We start from the raw sequence: 19477 nt of genomic DNA, 5'->3' as shown, positions 1-19477 counted from the left end.
GTCTCCGGCAGTTTTATCTTGAGTATCGGATGCTTATATGGTAAGGTAAAGGAAAACATCAGAGAGGAGAAAACCGGGTGAATACTACATGGAATGAAAATACAAAACGGTGGGTCGGGATCATTCTGCCGCTTGTGCTGGCACTGATCTCAGCACTGGTCGTGTCAAGGTTTGCAGCATCGGCAGACTTTCATGAGAAAACGATCACGGCACTTGACGACAAAAAGGCAACGGTTCTGGAGTTGACGGCAGCATCAACGGCGGCGTCTGCGGCAATCACGCTGCTTCCGGGAGACACGGCAACCCCGATCGCAGAAAAGCTGGCGGATATGAGTACCTATTTCCTGATCGTTCTCTGTGCGATCTATGTTGAGAAATATCTGGTCACAGTGACCGGCTATGCTTCGTTTGTCATGCTGATCCCGATTGCCTGTGTCCTTTATTCGGCGGGAACGGCAATTGCAAAGGATGCATGGAAAAAGCTGGCAAGAAAGTTTGCGTTATTTGCTATTGCAATCGTTCTGGTTATTCCTGCCAGCGTCAAGGTGTCTGATCTGATCGAGCATACGTATCAGTCTTCTATCCGGGATACGGTGGATGCTGCCAAGGAAGCAACGAAGGATATCCAGAACAGCAGTGACGGACAGCAGGACAGTGACAGCAGCGATAACAGCGGAGTACTGTCAGGCATCATTTCCGGCATTAAAAACGGTGTGTCCGATATTACGGACAAGGTCGAAAACGTGATCAATCAGTTTATTGAAGTTCTGGCGGTGATGTTAGTCACCTCCTGCGTCATCCCGATACTGGTGCTGGTGTTCTTCTTCTGGCTGGCGAAGAGTATGCTGGGGATGGAACGCAACAAAAATGTCTTTTAAAAGTGCTCGAATAACTGCTAAAAATGTCATTTTACGCCATTTGGCGTTTCAGGGCACTATAGAGGATGTTATCTTTACAGATTTGGACACCTTGACTTTACATCTGTTATAAAGTTTAATCTTGATGATGTGGATTTTGATAGAAAGGTACGGTACCAAAGATGGAAAGAAATTTGACGACCGGCAATATCGGGAAAACGATCGCATATTTTGCGCTGCCTTATCTGCTGTCTTATTTTTTGCAGACGCTGTATGGAATGGCAGATCTGTTTATTATCGGTCAGTTCGACGGTGTGGACGGGATTACTGCTGTTTCCAACGGTGGACAGGTTATGCATATGCTGACGGTGATCATTGTCGGACTGGCGATGGGAACAACGGTGACGATCGGCAAAAGTGTCGGAGCAGGGAAGCTTGATGCGGCTTCGGCTTCGATCGGCAACACGGTGACATTTTTCATGGGAATGTCGGTTGTGGTCATGGCGGTTCTTGTATTTCTGGTAAATCCGATCGTTACCCTGATCGGGATCCCGGCAGAGGCAGTTGCCGGAACGAGACAGTATCTGTTCGTCTGTTTCCTGGGGATACCGTTTATCACTGCATACAATGTGATCAGTGCGATCTTCCGCGGACTTGGCGATTCCCAAAGTCCGATGTATTTCATTGCGATTGCCTGCGTTGCCAATATTGTGTTAGATTATGTGTTTATCGGAGGTCTTGGAATGGGACCGATCGGTGCTGCACTGGGAACAACTCTGGCACAGACGATCAGTGTGATCATATCTCTGATTGCGATCCGCCGCAAGGAAACGGGAATCCATCTGACGAAGAAGGAGCTTCGGGTGAAGAGAGATGTTCTGGGTCAGATCTTAAAGATCGGTATTCCGGTTGCCGTGCAGGACGGCTGTATTCAGGTCGCATTTATTGTGATCAGTGTGATCGCCAACCATCGTGGGCTGAATGATGCAGCGGCAGTCGGTGTTGTGGAAAAACTGATCGGTATGATCTTTATCGTGCCATCCTCCATGCTGGCAACGGTGCCTGCATTATCTGCACAGAATATCGGTGCAGGAAGGCATGACCGGGCGAGAAAGCTTCTTTACTATGCGATTCTGATCACCGGCAGTTATGGGATCGTCATGACCATTCTGATCGAACTTTTCTCAAAGCAGACAGTTGGTATTTTCACAACGGATGCGGCAGTGATCCTGTTGGGAAGCCAGTATATCAGCTCGTATATTATTGACTGTATTTTTGCGGGAATTCATTTCTGTTTTACCGGATATTTCTGTGCATACGGAAAATCATATATTGGATTTATCCACAATATTTTGTCAATTTTGTTGCTGCGTATTCCGGGTTCTTACCTTGCCTCGAAAATGTATCCGCATAATCTGTTTCCGATGGGATTTGCGGCACCGGCAGGCTCTATTTTGTCGATTGTGATCTGTGTGGGAGCGTATATCTGGATGCAGAGATCAATGCGTGGAGGGCGAAATGCGATGTCATAAAAATATCATAATTTTGACATTGATATCCCCGTGTATGAGGCATATAATTCAATGAAACATACAGGAAAGGGGAGATTTATAATGAGAGCGTATGGACGTTTTATGAAAAATATAGCGGCACTTGCACTTCTTTTTGCACTGCTGTCCCTGCTCCTGCCGTTCTGCAGTTTTCAGGCAGCCGGGCAGGACATGACCCTGTCGGGTCTGGACGTGCTGAAAGCGGGAGGCAGTGCCGCTTACACATATATACAGCAGGGAAGTGTGCCGGATGATCATATTATGAAAGCACCGTTTTCCTGGGGGGATGTGAAGGAGGGGCTTCATTATGCTGATGATGCAGGAGCCTCCGATCTGCTTATCGCCGGAGGTGTGGCAGCAGGCCTGCCGGTACTGTTCTGTCTTCTTGCTATGTGCATGCTGTTTCTGGCAGAGGGATCAAAGACTATGGTCGTGCCAACATTTTTAACGCTGCTTACAGTGTTGGAGCTTGCAGTGGCGCTGCTTGGATTTCCTGCGCTGCACCCGTATTTTCTGACGGGAGTGTATCTGTTTGCGGTGCTTCATGTGGTGGCACTTGTGTTTATCTTATTTGGGTGGCTGACCGGAGGTTATCGGGAGCCTGACCGGAAAGAGCGTGACCGCAGCCGAAGAAATGATTCTGGAGATGACGGTCGAAGTGGCAGAAGGAAACACCGCCATAAGCGAGGCAAGCGAAAGAAGTCCGGCCGGAAAAGGAGCAAAAAGGATTCAAACGATAAGAAAAATAAAGAAAAGAAGGATCAATCCAAAGACGAAAAGAAAAAAGAAGCTCAGCCAAAGGCAGCTGCTGCAGTTGGAAATGTTTGTGATGGCACAGGGATTTATCAGGGATTTCAATGGAATTTGAGGAGCGAGGCATCTTCGCGCGTGACGATTGGGACGACACCTGAGGCGATGCGTGGGATTGAGACGGGCAGCCTGAAAGCAGCCGGTCACATTGCTGATCATAATTGTCAGATCAGTTATCATCCGGAGGATGGAAGCTACACGATAGACAGTCACGCAGCAGAGCGTATTGTACTGCGGCAGAATGGCAAGGCATTGCATCAGTTGAATAATGGAGACAGTGTCCGTGTTTTGGGACAGGTAAAAATGGAGGTTGGCTCCTCACATTCTATGCGGCTGAAATAGTATTTTTCTTCGCAAGAGGGTTAATTTGTGGTATAATAACTCCAAAATCCAGATGTTTCGCATCTGTCGCGCCCGCGAGTGAGAAAAAGCGGAGCTTTTTCGAACCTTTTGCCGAAGCGTATGAATTTACAACATAACAACTCCAAAGGAGGAGCTTGCGAATGAAAAAGAAAAATGGAAAACGAATCATTGCCGGCTTGCTGGCAGCAGGTCTTTTTGCGGCTTCGGTGCTCTCACCGCTTCAACCGGAGGGAGCCGCTGCAGCAACAAAGATCAAGGTTTCAAAGACAAAAGTAACCGTTGCCGGAGGAGGGCAGGTTACTGTCAAAGTGAAGAATACCGGCAGCCGGAAAGTGAAAGCAAAAGTGTCCGGCAAAAAGATTATTGCCGTAAAGGTGATGAAAAAGAAAATCCGCATTACCGGAAAGAAGAGCGGCAAGACTAAGCTCATATTGAAAGCGGCGCACATGAAGAAATGTGTGATCCGTGTTACTGTCAGAAATATGGGACAGAATGATCCTCAGGACAGTACGAAACCGATCGAATCATCGCTGCCGGATCAGACCACTGTGCCGACGATGGCTCCGCAGCCGCCGGTGACGTCAGTGCCGACGACAACACCGCCGCCAAGCGTCACAGCGGTACCGGCTGAAACGCCGACGCCAAACCCGACACCGCAGCCAAGTCAGACTCTGACACCAACAGTTACACCAGAGCCAAGTCAGACTCCGGTGCCAACGCAGACTTCACAGTCGACGGTGACGCCGGATCCTACAACGGCACCGGAGCCGGGTGAAACGGAGATACCATTTTCGACGGTTGCCCCAACCGGACAACCAACGATCATTGTGACCATTCCGCCAACAGCGAAGCCAACCGTAAAACCGACGGCAGCTGTAGGCACGGCAGATGCGCCGACAGAGACTCCGATACCAACGTTGGCACCGACAGTCAAGCCGGCAATAACACCAACTGTCATCCCGACCGCGACGGTAAAACCGACAGTGGCACCAACGGTCAAGCCGACGACCAAACCGACAGTAAAACCGACGATAACTCCAACTGTAACGGCGAAACCGACAGTAACATCGACAGTCAAGCCAACGGCTAACCCAACGATCAAGCCGAGCGAAACACCGCTGCCAACAGAGACAGCAGCACCAACGGTCAAGCCGACGACCAAACCGACAGTCAAACCAACTACTGTTCCAACAGCAACGCCGGTTGCGACAATGAAGACAACGCAGCTTTCCTTTGCGAAGAAGTCTGTATATATTGGAGAGAGTATAACTGCTTTGAAAGCGGAGTGGGGTGAGCCGGAACGTATAGATCCGCTGCCACAGAAGAGCCTGTACGGATACATTTATAACGGCAACAGCCAGACAGAACCGTATCTGATTGTCGGCGTTAAGGGCGAAAAGGTCGTTTCTTACTTTACGATCGCGAAAAACTTCACAGCCTATGATGCAGTGATAAGCGCCGATGATAATGAGACAATTCAGCAGACGAAGCTGATACAGCAGGGCGCATCGGCACAGTCGATGATCGATGCGGGCTGGACCGAGCCGGGAACCTACGAGTTTGATGCTCTGGACAGCAGCAAGAGTGAGGCAAGAGTCGGAACGGAGGCATATTACAAGCTGACAGATAACGCATATATTTATGCATTCAGTGATTACTTTGATGGAGGAGACAAATCCATCTATGGAATGTACGCATTTTCCGGAGAATGCACCAAGTATTCCATGATGTACCGCACATATATGACATTTACCGATGAGATTCTCCGTGCGGCGGAGCAGGAGGTCTATGAGATGACCAACGCATACCGCAACTATATGGGGAAAGCGTTATTTAAGCTGGAGGACAGAACGACTACGGCAGCCAGAAAGCACAGTGAGGATATGGCAAATAACAACTATTTCCAGCATAACAGTCTGGATGGCTCGAAATTCTCCGCACGGTTGACGGCAGAGGGTATCAGTTGGTCGGGAGCCGGAGAGAATATATGTGCCGGAGCCGGCGATGCGATCAATATGGTGATCGGCTGGATCGGTTCCTCCGGACACCGAAAAGGTATGCTGACGGATTTCAAGTATATCGGAGTCGGAGCGGCGTATAGCAGTTCTGCAGATTATGGTATCTACTGTACGCAGGATTTTTGGAGGTAGAGTGATTTCCTGTATAATCAAAAGAGATTGTGTCTTTATTGGGCACAATCTCTTTTGATATTCAGCAATTCTTTGATAAGCGTAATTACGATGTTATAAATTCATATAATTCTGCAAAATGTTATGAACTGTTTTTATTGATGCTGTTTTACATATTCCGTCAGGATAGCATCGTCCTCCGGCATCTGACAGCCGACGATATAATGACCTTCATTATCAGAGCAGCGGATGATACGACCCTCTAAAGTGCTGTGATCGGTAAGCTCGAACTGCTCCAGTGTTATCGTGATCCTTTCGCCCTTGGCGGTGGCAAAGAATGGAGCGTCTGTGATGAAGGCAAATCCGTTTCCGCTGATATTGTCCATCTGTCCCGTAAACTCCTGTCCGGTTTCCGGGACAGTGATGACGCAGGAGTTGGTCAGATCTATACGCGGATATTTGCGGCGGTTATTGATCTTTGGACGGGAGCTGATCTGTACCTGATAGTGGTCAGCATCCGTTTTGTCCGGGGTGATCGCTGCGTTTTCCCAACAGTAAAGAACATTATCGACGGTTACCTGTACGTTGCAGGTCGTTGGATGGGTGATAGCAGCATCCGGGAGGGTGATAGCGATTCCCTGCGCCAGAGGCTGGATCAGTTCTCCGTGATATTTACGACTGGCATCATCGGTCGGTATAATGATCACCTTCATGCCCGGCTGCAGATCCTCCAGCCCCATAAAGCCGCCAATTCCAAGCTCGCACATCAGAGCTTCGACAACATTCTCAATCGTGTTGATATTTACGGCAGTTTCATCATATTTACTGAGCATGCGGTGACAGATCTCATTTGATCCGGAAATGCCGGAGGTCATATCCTCCACGGTGGAGGAGACCTGTTCCATATTTGTCACAAGCTGGCGGTTCGACTGTTCCACACGCTTCATTGCGGCATCAATGGTATGAATGTGATGCTCGATCTGGTTGGAATCTGATGTGATCGTGGTAATATTTTGATTTGTCTTGGCAACCTTCTCCAGAGTGATCCGGATCAGCTTTAATGTATTTTCGATGGCGTGCGTCATCTGGTCAGAGGTTTCCTCGAGACGGATCAGTGCTTCCTTGATCTGGCTGGAGGATTCCTTTGTCTCTGCACTTAAGGTGCGGATCTGATCCGCGACAACAGCAAAGCCCTGGCCCGCTTCTCCGGCTCTGGCGGCCTCGATGGATGCGTTGAGTGCCAGAAGATTCGTCTGATTGTTAATGCTTTCAATCGTGCCGGTTTCCTGCTTCACCATTTCAAACTCATCCTTAAATGCCTGAAGCGTTTGCTCTGTATCGGAGGAAAGCTCTGACATAGTCCTTGTAGTCTGAAGCAGACTGTTCAGATCCTCGGAGCTGTTCTGGGCGTGAGTGCCGGATTCGTCGATCAGCTTGACCATTTCCTCGATCATCACGGCAATGTGCTGTACCTGGGAACTGATGTCGCTGGTCATATCTACAGAGGATGTTGTTGTGGTCTGAAGATTGATATTGTTATTGTTCAGCGTGTCCATCTCGGCAGCAACAATATCAGCGCCGTGCTTGTTTTCACCGGCAAGCTCACGGACAACCAGGACGCCGTCCATAATGGAATTGCTGGCATTTTTGACCTTCTCGACCGTCGTGATCACACGGTGCAGATCGTTTTTGATGCTGTCTGTCATAGCACCGTCCGATTCGTTCAGATGGCGGATGGACATACCGTAGCAGATATAACAAAGAATGATGCAGGACAGCTCAAGTTGATAATCCTTCATGTTCGTGGCGGAGTTCATACCAAGAACAGCGTAGCGGTAAATGGAGCTGCCGATAATGATCAGGGCATTCACAATGCCGCAGTACCGCATGAAAAGCTGATCCTTATAGATCACCAGAAGACTGGTAACGGGAAGAACATAAGTAAATGCGATCGGCGACGAGGTCGTACAGATCACATATGTATAGAAAATACCATAACCGATCACCAGATCCAGTTTGTAGCGTTCCGTATTCCAGCCCCGGGTTCGAAGCAGGATCTCTCCGGTAATAAACGGAATCCAGCAAAGAGCCAGAAAGATCAGATAATATCTGGTGCTGTACAGACCGTTTGAAAAATCAGATCCGTAATTGGCGGACAACAGGATCGCAAAAATAAGCCATATTTTGCGCGCCTTGCGGTTTGCTTTTTCCTTGAAAAGTTTTTCGTCATAATTCATATAAATACCTGTGCCTTTCAGAAATAACCCCTAAAATTGTCGTATATATTCGGCAATCGCCTCAAGTGTCTGTGTGCTCTCCGGCAGCTCCGGTTCAAAAGCGCTGAAGGCGTGTGTCAGCCGTTTATCATCCGGAAAGTCCATGATTGCGGACTCCATCCGGGCGGCATCCAGTGCCATTTTAAACTGCATTGTGTAGTGACGCAGATGATCTTTGCCACTTGTCACAAGAAAGCATGGTGGCAGAGACCGGATAATATCCGGATGCTCCGGGTTGACATATGGTGCAAATGCTGATTTCTTATAATGTTTCCCGTAAAGATATCTGGGCATAAACAGTCCGATCTGATCCGGCTTATTCGTGTAAAACATACCGCTGATCAGTCCAAGCGCATTTAATGGCAAAGCAGATGGTGTGACCCCGGCTGCCTGTGCGACCTTCGGATTGCGCTGTGCTGCCGCAGTATATACAAGAAGACAGGCTCCGCCGCTGTCTCCGACCGCATAGACCTTGTCCTGATCACCCTGATACTTTGCAAGCTGACCCTGTATAAAATCGAGTGCAAGGAAAATATCCGCAATCTGATCATAAATCTGACAATCCGGAATAAGCCGGTATTCCACATTAAACACCAGAAATCCCAGTGTACACAATTTGGCACAGAAGTATTGGTTAAATTCCTTGTTGCCAAGCAAAAGCCCCCCGCCGTGAACATTTACGATCACAGGAAGTGCCTCGGGAGAAGACGGTGCAGAATTCGGCTGGAAAATGTCCAGCCGGTGTGCCTTGTCGTGATCAGGAGCATAGGGGATATCAAGCGTCATCGTAACGTTATCCGGAAAAGTAAACCGATCGTTCCGGTTTGCATACTCCCTGTTAAAATCCTCGCGCTGCCTGTAAAACATATTTTTGATAAACTGTCTCATAAGATTAACCCGCTCTCATTTGTATTGCTTCTTCTATCATACCGAATTATTGAGGCAGATTCAATGAGTATTTTTATTTTTTAAAGATATGATATAATTGCAAAAATTTTACTTACCTGATCAAAGATCGTCTGATCGATTGCCATATGATGCAGAATGTCAATCATGAGCTTTTTACGGAGAGTGTGAAAAAAGAAATTCCGGTCAGCATGGGGCGGGAGGATAAAGGGTGGTGACGACAATCATGTGGAAAATCAATCTGTCCCATTTAACGGACAGACATGATTGCTAAGATAAAATGAAAGAATTATAAATGAAAAATAAAGAATAAATTTTAGAAAAATATTGTGCTGTTTTTTGCATGCAAAATGTAATAATCGTATACCAAAATAAAAAATTTGTATTGCATATTTTTAGCAGTGATGATAATATGTTTTTGTAGCAAACGAAACGACTCTGTGGGGGAGTTGTTTCAGTAATGTATTGGGCGTGATTAGGATGTGTAAAGACATTTTTTGTGGGGACAAAGGATGTCTTTTTTCTGCACAAAAATAACAGAGTGATCATGAAAAACAGGTTATATAATATAGGTTTTATAACTGTTTTTTGTCGTTTCTTATATCCGGAATTCAGGACGGTTATTTTTCAGATATAGGATTGCTTTGTTTGAAACGTGTGTACTGTTTATGGGACAGTACATTTGTTTGTGCTTTCTGCAGAAATTATATTCTGATCAGCCGGGAAGGAGAATCTTATGGCTTTACGTAAGAAAGCAATGGCCATTGTCCTGAGTATGGCAATGGTTGCAACGTCGCTGTCGTTACCCAATATGACGGCGAAAACGGCACAGGCTGCCGGCAGTAGTTTTCAGAACCTGAACCAGTCGCAGATCACGGAGGCGATGGGTGTCGGGTACAATCTCGGTAACTCGTTGGAGGCTGCAAGTTCAGGAACACCAAATGAAACCGCTTATGGTAATCCAAAGCTTACGGAGGATCTTGTGTTAGCAGCAAAGGATGCCGGTTTCAAATCTATCCGTATTCCGGTTTCTTATCTCAGCATGATCGACGATAACAACGGATACAAGATCGACTCCTCATGGCTCGATCGTGTACAGCAGGTTGTTGATTACTGCGTGGATAATGATATGTATGCGATCGTGAATATGCACGGAGACGGATACACAACAGTAAATGGCGGATGGCTGTTATGCGGCAGCTACGACCAGACCAAAATTAAAGCGAAATACAAAGCATGCTGGGAGCAGATCGCAGATCGTTTCAAGAATTACGATGAGCATCTGATCTTTGAGTCCATGAACGAGGAGTTCGACGGAACCTATGGAACACCTAGCAGAACTGCTTATGCAAATATCAATGCGTACAATCAGATCTTCGTTGATACCGTGCGTAAATCCGGCGGCAATAATGACCAGAGATGGCTGCTGATCCCGGGCTGGAATACGAACATCGATTATACCGCAGGGGATTACGGCTTTGAAATGCCGACCGACAATTATTTATCTTCAAACATCGCTTCCGGACAGAAGAGAATCATGATTTCTGTTCATTACTACGATCCATGGGATTTCTGTGGAACGGAGTCCGGAGCAACGACCCAGTGGGGCGACAGCGTAACCGATGCGTCCAAGAAAGCAAGCTGGGGCGATGAATCTTACATGGTTTCCCAATTTAAGAAAATGTACACCAAATTTGTTTCTCAGGGATATCCTGTGGTGATCGGTGAATTTGGTGCCATCAACAAAGCAAATTATGACAGTCAGAATAAGACCTGCCGTGCGGAATATTATCAGAAGGTCTGCTATTATGCAAAGCAGTACGGAATGATTCCGGTAGCATGGGACAATGGTTATAATGGCGATTATGGTTTTGCGATCATTGACCGTTATTCCAACAAGGTCGTTCATCAGGAGCTGATGGATGCAATGATGGAGGTTTATGGCGGAAATGAGTCTGCCACAGCAACAGGAATCACATTGAGTCAGTCCTCCATGACCATTCACATCGGAGACGAGAAGCAGCAGCTTACCGCAACATTAACACCGGCAGACAGCAAGGATAAGGTTTTATGGAGCTCCAGCGATGAAGCCGTTGCAACCGTTAATTCCAAGGGACAGGTAACCGCTGTCGGTGCCGGAACATGTACGATCACTGCATCCGTACCACTCGGCTACAAGGCAACCTGTGAGGTGACAGTTCCTCAGGCCAATTATGTACGCGCCAAAATGTACCTGTTGGAGACAGCAAGCTGGCAGTCAGTGATCAGCGATGAGTATGTTGACATTTATTCGGACGGCGGAGATTTCTCTCTGTCTCTCGATGCAACAAAGAGCCAGCTGCAGAACATCGGCTCACTTTACATTAAGGACATTAACGCGGCAGATGATGAGGCATCTGTATTTGATAAAGCAACCATTAAAGTGAAGTCCTTTGAGATCAATGGACAGAAGTACACCATGAAAAACGATACCTTCACATACGATGTATCACAGAAGGCATCCGATGATGGTCTGATCTGCCCGATCTTTAACTTCTCATTCATCAACGTATGGGCCAACACCCATGTTAATAACGTAACCGTAGAAAATGCAAATTACAAAGCATATTTCAACAATGTAAATTATCAGACCGTAAACTCTGTAAAAATAAACTTTACGGTATCCGGAATCAACGGAAGCGATGCGAAGCCAACGGCAGCACCAACGGTAGCTCCGACCAAGGCACCGACTGCAAAGCCGACCGTAGCACCAACGGTAGCTCCGACAAAGGCACCGACTGCAAAGCCGACCGCAGCACCAACCGTAGCTCCGACCAAGGCACCGACTGCAAAGCCGACCGTAGCACCAACCGTAGCTCCGACAAAGGCACCAACGGCAGCACCGACGCAGGCTCCTGTGATCACAGGAAAGAAAGTGATCGCATCCAACCTGACATCTACCTATGCAACCAATGATCCGTCATGGCTCATGAATGCATCCGATAATGATATTGTAACCGTTGTTTACACATGTACCGATCCATCCCATGCAAACTGGGGAATCCTTGGATGGGGCGCATCGGTAGACAATACATGGCAGAATGGTGACAACTACTCTGCAGCAAGCAATGCAACCGAAGAGGTTACCAAAGTTTACACCGTAAAAGAACTGAAGAAATCATTAAACATCAAAGCAAACTCCAGTGTAACTTATCTGTGCCTGTCCGTATGGAATGGCGGCAAGATCGTCAGCCTTTCTATTGCAAGCACCGACGGCGAAACACCGGAGCCAACGGTAGCTCCAACAGAAGCACCGACCGTAGCTCCAACCGTTGCCCCAACTGAGGTGCCAACAGAAGCACCGACAATTGCACCAACCGTAGCACCGACTGTTGCTCCGACAGCAGCACCAACGACTGCACCAACAACGACACCTGCCGGTGACTCTAAAATAACAGGCAGCGTGAAGCTCACAAGTAACTGGGGAAGCGGCGGAATCGCCCAGATCACTCTGACCAACGAGACAGGCGTAAGCTACACAAATGGATGGACTGTAGAGTTCACATTAGACCGCGAGATCACATCTATGTGGAGCGGCGAGTGCGTCAGCCTCGGCAAAAACCGTTACCGCATAAGCAATCCCGGCTGGGACGGAAATTGGGCAGCCGGAAAGACAATCACATTAAATTGTGGTGTCGGCGCCGGAAGCGATTCTCCGATGATCACGGATATCGTTATGAAGTAACTACTCCGAAAAGATTGTTTTCATTCACAAAACCAAATTTTATTTGCCATATGTATTAATATAATGAGATTTGGGGCAAAGAGATTTGTTCCAAACGAATGCAGCCGGTACGACCGAGAGGACGTACCGGCTGTGTTTGTTTGGGGATGGATATGGCATTGATTGAAAAAAACGGGTTTTCGTGATATGCTTTTCTTATATTAACTCGTATAATAATAGAAGAAAAATATGAAGCTATTTTTAAATTTATCCCAGAGAATAACGGAGGAAAAGAGAATGGTTGATACCCAAAAGGAACAGGAACGTGATGAACTACACCGCGCTATATGGGCGATTGCAGATGAACTGCGTGGTGCAGTAGATGGATGGGACTTTAAGAATTATGTTCTTGGCACAATGTTCTATCGTTATATTTCCGAAAACCTATGCAATTACATAAACAGCGGTGAGAACGATGCAGGCAACATTGATTTTGATTTTGCAGAAATGCCGGATGAGGATGCAGAAGAGGCAAGAGAGGGACTGGTAGAGGAAAAAGGTTTTTTTATCCTTCCGAGTGAGCTTTTCTGTAATGTGCGTGTCAATGCAGCAAATGATGAGAACTTAAATGAAACACTGGAGCGTGTGTTCCGTCACATCGAGGAATCAGCAAAAGGCAGCGAGGCAGAGAGTGATTTTGCCGGATTGTTTGATGACTATGATGTAAACAGTAATAAACTGGGTTCTACAGTTGCAAAGCGTAATGAAAAGCTTGTAAAACTACTGAATGGTGTAGGTGAAATGAATCTGGGCGATGTCAAGGAGCATTCTATTGATGCATTTGGTGATGCATATGAGTACCTTATGACCATGTATGCATCGAATGCCGGAAAATCCGGTGGAGAGTTCTTTACTCCGGCTGATGTGTCTGAACTGCTCACGCGCCTTGGAACTGTAGGGAAAACAGAAATCAATAAAGTATATGATCCGGCTTGCGGTTCGGGCTCATTGCTTTTGAAGGCTGAGAAAATTCTTGGAAAGGATGCTATTCGTAACGGTTTTTATGGACAGGAGATTAATATCACAACCTATAACCTGTGTCGTATTAATATGTTTTTACATGATGTGGGATTTGACAAATTTGATATAGCCTGTGAAGATACGTTACTTAGTCCGCAGCACTGGGATGATGAGCCGTTTGAGCTGATCGTGTCTAATCCGCCGTATTCCATCAAGTGGGCGGGAAATGATAATCCCCTGCTCATTAATGACCCACGATTTGCCCCGGCAGGAGTTCTTGCACCAAAGAGTAAGGCGGATATGGCATTTATTATGCACAGCCTGTCATGGCTTGCATCTAACGGAACTGCGGCAATCGTATGTTTCCCGGGAATTATGTATCGTGGCGGTGCAGAGCAGAAAATCCGTAAATATCTGGTGGACAACAACTATGTGGATTGTATTATTCAGTTACCGAGTAACTTGTTCTTTGGAACTTCTATTGCAACCTGTATTATGGTAATGAAAAAGAATAAGGTGGATAATCAAACGTTGTTTATTGATGCCACAGGCGAGTGCGTCAAGGTTACCAACAATAATAAGCTGACCCCGGAGAATATTGACCATATCGTGGATGTGTTTGCAAAAAGGGAAGAAGTGGAGCATTTTGCACATCTGGCAAGTTATGAGGAAGTATCTGGCAATGATTATAATTTGTCTGTGTCTACTTATGTCGAAGCCGAAGATACCAGAGAGAAAATTGACATTGTGAAGCTGAATGCTGAAATCAAAGAAATTGTTGCCCGTGAGCAGGTGCTTCGTGATGAGATTGATAAGATCATCGCAGAAATTGAGGTGAGTGTATGAAAAAAGAAAAGAATGAAGTGAGTATCGTTCGCTCGTCTGCAGCGGAATATCTTACCTTTATCACTGCTACCGGCAAAAGTGATGTTAACGCAGTGTATTTTGATGAAAACGTGTGGCTGACGCAAAAGATGATGGGAATTTTATATAATGTGGAGACTCATACAATCAACTACCACCTGAAAAAGATATTTGCCGATGGTGAAATTGATGAAGGCTCAGTTATTCGAAAATTTCGAATAACTGCCGCTGATGGCAAGAACTATAACACCAATCACTACAATTTGAGTGCCATCATTGCGGTGGGGAATAAGGTTGATTCCCCTCGTGCGGTGCAGTTCAGGAAATGGGCAAATCATATTATTGAAGAATTTACTGTGAAAGGCTTCGCAATGGATGATGAACGCCTGAAAAATGGAGGAACGGTTCTGACGAAGGATTATTTCAAAGAGCAGTTAGAGCGCATTCGTGAGATTCGTCTTTCTGAACGGCGTTTTTATCAAAAGATCACAGATATCTATGCCACCAGCATTGACTATGACGCAAAGTCGCAAACGACAAGGTTGTTTTTTGCGCGGGTGCAGAATCAGCTTCATTGGGCAATTCATGGCGAAACAGCTGCCGAAACCGTCTATCGTCGTGCAGATAGTACAAAGGAGCACATGGGTTTAACCACATGGAAGGATGCACCGGACGGCAAAATCCAGAAATTTGATGTGGTAGTTGCTAAGAATTATTTGACTAAGGAAGAACTCTCAGCAATGGCGAGAATTGTCAACGCCTACCTGGATTTGGCAGAGCTGAGAGCCGAGGAAGAAGTGCCCATGACCATGGAGGATTGGGCAGAGCAGTTTGAGGGGGTTCTTCGGCTGAGCAGGAAGGACATTCTGACCAACGCAGGTTCTATTTCGGCGAAGATTGCCGAGCAGCATGCATTGAGTGAGTTCGAAAAATACCGTGTCCGGCAGGACCGGCTGTATCAGAGCGATTTTGATAGGGTGTTGTTAGGAGAAACAGAAGCCATTGGGATAACTGACAGCGAATCGCTAACTGAGGGGAGCAATTCAGAACCGAAGGAAGGCGGTGAGGATGCATGAGCAGATTGGATGAGTTGATAAAGGAACTTTGCCCTAACGGGGTGGAGTATAAAACGATTGATGAAATAGCAACAGACATATACCGAGGCTCTGGTATTAAACGGGATCAGGTGACTGAGGAAGGGATACCATGTGTGCGTTATGGAGAAATTTATACAACATACGGTGTCTGGTTTGAAAAATGCAAATCTCATACACAATTGGAGTATGTAAAATCGCCAAAGTATTTTGAACACGGAGATATTTTATTTGCTATAACTGGAGAAAGTGTTGAGGATATTGCAAAATGCTGTGCATATATAGGATATGAGAAATGTTTAGCTGGTGGAGATATTGTTGTACTGAAACACAAAGAAGATCCCCGATATATAAGTTATGCTTTATCCACTGTGGATGCACAAAAACAGAAAAGTGCTGGAAAGGTAAAAAGCAAAGTTGTTCATTCTAGTGTACCATCAATTAAAGCAATTAAGCTTCCTGTACCTCCTCTGGAGGTACAACGTGAAATAGTTCAGATTTTGGACTCTTTCACGTTACTTACAGCCGAGCTTACAGCCGAGCTTACAGCTCGGAAGAAACAGTATGAATTTTACAGAGATAAATTACTTACATTTGATACTGAAATTAAACACGTTCGTTTGGGCGATATATGCTCTGTTATTACTAAAGGTACAACGCCTAAAAGCTATACCAAAACAGGGGTATCTTTTGTGAAAACAGAAGCATTTGATGGAACGAAGATTATTCCAGATAAGCTGTCTTATGTGGATGAAGAAACGCATACCACATTTTTGAGAAGATCTATGTTGGAAGAAAATGATATACTTATTACTATTGCAGGAGCAACAATTGGGAAATGCACAATAGTTCCTAAAGAGATTTTACCTGCAAATACAAATCAAGCGCTTGCAATCATTAGGCTTGCGAAAGGCAACTGTCCAAAATATGTAATGTATTTATTGCAATCTGATTTGATGAAGCAATATATGCAAAAAAATATCAAGGGTTCCGCACAACCCAATTTAAATTTGAAACAGCTGAATGATTTTATTATTCCACTTCCATCATTGAATGTACAAGAACGTTTGGCTCGAGTATTAGATAATTTTGAAGCCATCTGCACTGACCTGAATATTGGTTTGCCAGCCGAAATCGAAGCACGCCAGAAGCAATATGAATATTATCGTGACTTGCTCTTGACATTTGCTGAAACAGGTAACACAATTTTGACAGACAGACAGACAGACAGACAGACAGACAGACAGACAGACAGACAGACAGACAGACAGACAGACAGACAGACAGACAGACAGACAGACAGACAGACAGAGCGTAATTAAGCTCATTCAGTATGTGTTTGGCTATGCTATGTTACCATTGGGAAAAGTCGCAAATGTATTTCGAGGAGAATATATCACAAAGAAAAACACAAAAGCGGGAGCTATCCCTGTAATTCTTGGAGGACAAGAACCGGCATACTATATTGATAAGTATAACCATGATGGAGAAATTGTAGTGGTTGCACGAAGTGGAGCATCAGCGGGATTTGTTTCCTATTGGAATCAGAAAATTTTTGTTACAGATGGATTTGGTTATGAGGGGAAAAGCGAATTAATTACCACAAAATTTTTATACTATATTTTGAAAAATATGGAGTCAGAACTAAATGCTATGAAACGTGGCGCAGGTGTTCCGCATGTAAGTGGTGAAATGCTTAATAGCATTGAATTACCGATTCCATCATTACAGGATCAACAGCGTATTGTGGAAATTCTCGACCGCTTCGATACTCTCTGCAATGACCTGACCGCAGGACTTCCGGCAGAAATCGAAGCACGTCAGAAGCAGTATGAATATTACAGGGATAAGCTGTTATCCTTTAAAGAATTACCAAAGTAAGGAGGCGAGGATTTGCCGTACTTTAATATCGTAGCGGAGACATCGGAGAATACCGTTGTCACAGAATATGAACCGGTCAAGAAACGTTCTGACAGTTACCAGAGTGAAGCAGAGCTTGAACAGGAGTTTATCAGTCTGCTCTGTGAACAGGGATATGAATATCTGCCTATTCACACAGAGAAAGACCTGATTGCTAATCTCCGTAAGAAATTAGAGGAACTGAATAACTATCAGTTTTCCGACACAGAATGGGATGAGTTCTTTATAAATTCAGTTGCCAATCCAAATGAGCATATCGTAGAAAAAACACGCACCATTCAGGAAGATAATGTCAAGAATTTAAAGCGTGATAATGGCGAAACCAAGAATATTACACTCATAGATAAAAAGAACATCCATAATAACAGTCTGCAGGTTATTAATCAGTATGTGATCAGCATGGAAAATGGTGCGAAGCATGACAACCGCTATGATGTTACCGTATTGGTAAACGGTCTGCCTCTTGTACATATTGAGCTGAAACGCAGAGGTGTTGCCATCCGTGAGGCTTTCAACCAGATTAACCGCTACCAGAGGGATTCTTTCTGGGCAGGATGTGGACTGTACGAATATATTCAGATTTTTGTCATTTCCAATGGTACAAATACAAAGTATTATTCCAACAGTACCAGACGGAATGCGGAAAAGGAACATGAGAAGCGTGGAGCAAGTAAGACCAAGACCAGTAACAGTTTTGAGTTTACCTGCTTCTGGGCAGATGCCAATAACCGTGTGATTCCTGATCTGATTGATTTTACAAAGACCTTTTTCGCAAAGCATACGATTCTGAATATCCTTACGAAATACTGTATTTTTACATCAGAGGATATGCTGATGGTCATGCGTCCGTACCAGATCACGGCTACGGAGCGAATTCTCAATCGTATCGAAATTGCCAATAATTATAAGAAGTACGGCAGTGTCGAGGGTGGTGGTTACATCTGGCATACCACAGGTTCCGGCAAGACGCTGACTTCGTTCAAGACGGCAAGACTGGCATCGAAGCTGCCTTATATTGATAAGGTGCTGTTTGTAGTTGACCGTAAGGATCTGGACTACCAGACCATGAAAGAATATGACCGTTTTGAAAAGGACGCAGCCAACAGTAATGCTTCAACTGCCATATTAAAACGGCAGTTGGAAGACCCGGACGCACACATCATTATTACTACCATTCAAAAACTGGTTACCTTTATAAAGAAGAATCCGGGCCATGAAGTGTATACGAAACATATCGTTATTATTTTTGATGAGTGCCACCGCAGTCAGTTCGGGGATATGCACACTGCGATTGTAAAGAATTTCAAGAAATATCATCTGTTTGGATTTACAGGAACGCCGATTTTCTCTGTTAATTCCGGCAGAGCCAAGAATCCAGAATTCTTTACCACAGGTCAGACCTTTGGAGACCAGCTCCACAGCTACACGATTGTGGATGCTATTAACGATAAAAATGTTCTTCCATTCCGGGTGGATTATATTAAAACGATGGATGTGGAAGAAGAAATCACAGACGAAATGGTCTGGGATATTAACCGTGAAAAGGTTATGATGGCTCCTGAGCGTATCCGAATTGTAACACAGTACATACTGGAACATTTTGACCAGAAGACCTATCGTGGGGATAAAACTTATATTTATAACACTCTTACAAATATTTCTGAGGTGGCGTCTGCTAAACGGGATGAGGTAGATGAAATCAAACAGAAACAGCGTATCAGCGGTTTTAATTCCATTTTTGCAGTATCGAGCGTTCCGATGGCAAAACTATATTATCAAGAATTCAAAAAGCAGATGGCAGCAGACCCGACCAAAAAACTGCGAGTTGCAACCATTTTCAGTTATGGTGCAAATGAGGAAGAATCGGATGGCATTCTGGATGAAGAAAATTCAGAGGATACCTCCGCCCTTGATCAGCCGTCCAGAGAATTTCTGGAAGAAGCCATCAAGGATTATAATGAAATGTTCCATACGAATTATGATAC

At 45.3% G+C, this 19477-nt stretch carries 12 protein-coding genes; 10 read left to right on the top strand and 2 right to left on the bottom strand.

The window, feature by feature from the left end; all coding sequences use genetic code 11:
* Window positions 1–77: 77 nt before the first annotated feature.
* The 4 genes from ACZLMD_RS08410 to ACZLMD_RS08395 all read left to right on the top strand — a co-directional run bounded on the left by ACZLMD_RS08410 (window position 78) and on the right by ACZLMD_RS08395 (window position 5730).
* Window positions 78–878 (top strand): hypothetical protein, encoded by an 801-nt coding sequence (locus ACZLMD_RS08410; RefSeq protein WP_489495540.1) that lies wholly within the window; start codon window positions 78–80, stop codon window positions 876–878.
* Window positions 879–1039: 161 nt separating this feature from the next.
* Window positions 1040–2389, top strand: a complete 1350-nt coding sequence (locus ACZLMD_RS08405; RefSeq protein ID WP_489495539.1) for an MATE family efflux transporter — start codon at window positions 1040–1042, stop codon at window positions 2387–2389.
* 81 nt (window positions 2390–2470) lie between these two features.
* Window positions 2471–3559, top strand: coding sequence for a hypothetical protein (locus ACZLMD_RS08400; protein WP_489495538.1), 1089 nt, complete (start codon window positions 2471–2473; stop codon window positions 3557–3559).
* Window positions 3560–3720: 161 nt separating this feature from the next.
* A complete protein-coding gene (locus ACZLMD_RS08395; protein WP_489495537.1) occupies window positions 3721–5730 on the top strand; it encodes a CAP domain-containing protein in 2010 nt (669 codons plus the stop codon).
* A 134-nt stretch (window positions 5731–5864) separates the two neighbouring features.
* Here the strand turns inward: ACZLMD_RS08395 and ACZLMD_RS08390 are convergent, their stop codons facing one another.
* Together ACZLMD_RS08390 and ACZLMD_RS08385 are read right to left on the bottom strand one after the other, a co-directional pair.
* Window positions 5865–7946 carry a methyl-accepting chemotaxis protein gene (locus ACZLMD_RS08390; RefSeq protein ID WP_489495536.1) on the bottom strand — a complete coding sequence of 694 codons (2082 nt, stop codon included), beginning with the start codon at window positions 7944–7946 and terminating at the stop codon, window positions 5865–5867.
* Window positions 7947–7976: 30 nt separating this feature from the next.
* Entirely contained in the window at window positions 7977–8873 is an 897-nt protein-coding gene (locus tag ACZLMD_RS08385) for an alpha/beta hydrolase (protein WP_489495535.1), read from the bottom strand.
* Window positions 8874–9627: 754 nt separating this feature from the next.
* On the opposite strand from ACZLMD_RS08385, the gene ACZLMD_RS08380 reads away from it, so the two are divergent.
* From ACZLMD_RS08380 to ACZLMD_RS08355, 6 genes are all read left to right on the top strand, one after another.
* Window positions 9628–12615, top strand: coding sequence for a cellulase family glycosylhydrolase (locus tag ACZLMD_RS08380; protein WP_489495534.1), 2988 nt, complete (start codon window positions 9628–9630; stop codon window positions 12613–12615).
* Window positions 12616–12891: 276 nt separating this feature from the next.
* On the top strand, window positions 12892–14460 hold the full coding sequence (locus tag ACZLMD_RS08375) for a type I restriction-modification system subunit M (RefSeq protein WP_489495533.1): 1569 nt from the start codon (window positions 12892–12894) through the stop codon (window positions 14458–14460).
* Window positions 14457–15554: a virulence RhuM family protein gene (locus tag ACZLMD_RS08370; protein WP_489495532.1), complete on the top strand. Its 1098-nt coding sequence runs from the start codon at window positions 14457–14459 to the stop codon at window positions 15552–15554. The genes ACZLMD_RS08375 and ACZLMD_RS08370 overlap by 4 nt, the downstream gene beginning before the upstream one ends.
* Window positions 15551–16894 carry a restriction endonuclease subunit S gene (locus ACZLMD_RS08365; protein WP_489495531.1) on the top strand — a complete coding sequence of 448 codons (1344 nt, stop codon included), beginning with the start codon at window positions 15551–15553 and terminating at the stop codon, window positions 16892–16894. The genes ACZLMD_RS08370 and ACZLMD_RS08365 overlap by 4 nt, the downstream gene beginning before the upstream one ends.
* Window positions 16895–16922: 28 nt before the next feature.
* Window positions 16923–17453: a restriction endonuclease subunit S gene (locus tag ACZLMD_RS08360; RefSeq protein ID WP_489495530.1), complete on the top strand. Its 531-nt coding sequence runs from the start codon at window positions 16923–16925 to the stop codon at window positions 17451–17453.
* Window positions 17454–17465: 12 nt separating this feature from the next.
* Window positions 17466–19477: type I restriction endonuclease subunit R (locus ACZLMD_RS08355; RefSeq protein ID WP_489495529.1), on the top strand; the 2012-nt coding region annotated here is incomplete at its 3' end.

Source organism: Jutongia sp. (assembly GCF_057878315.1).
This window is presented reverse-complemented; position numbering and strand designations above follow the sequence as displayed.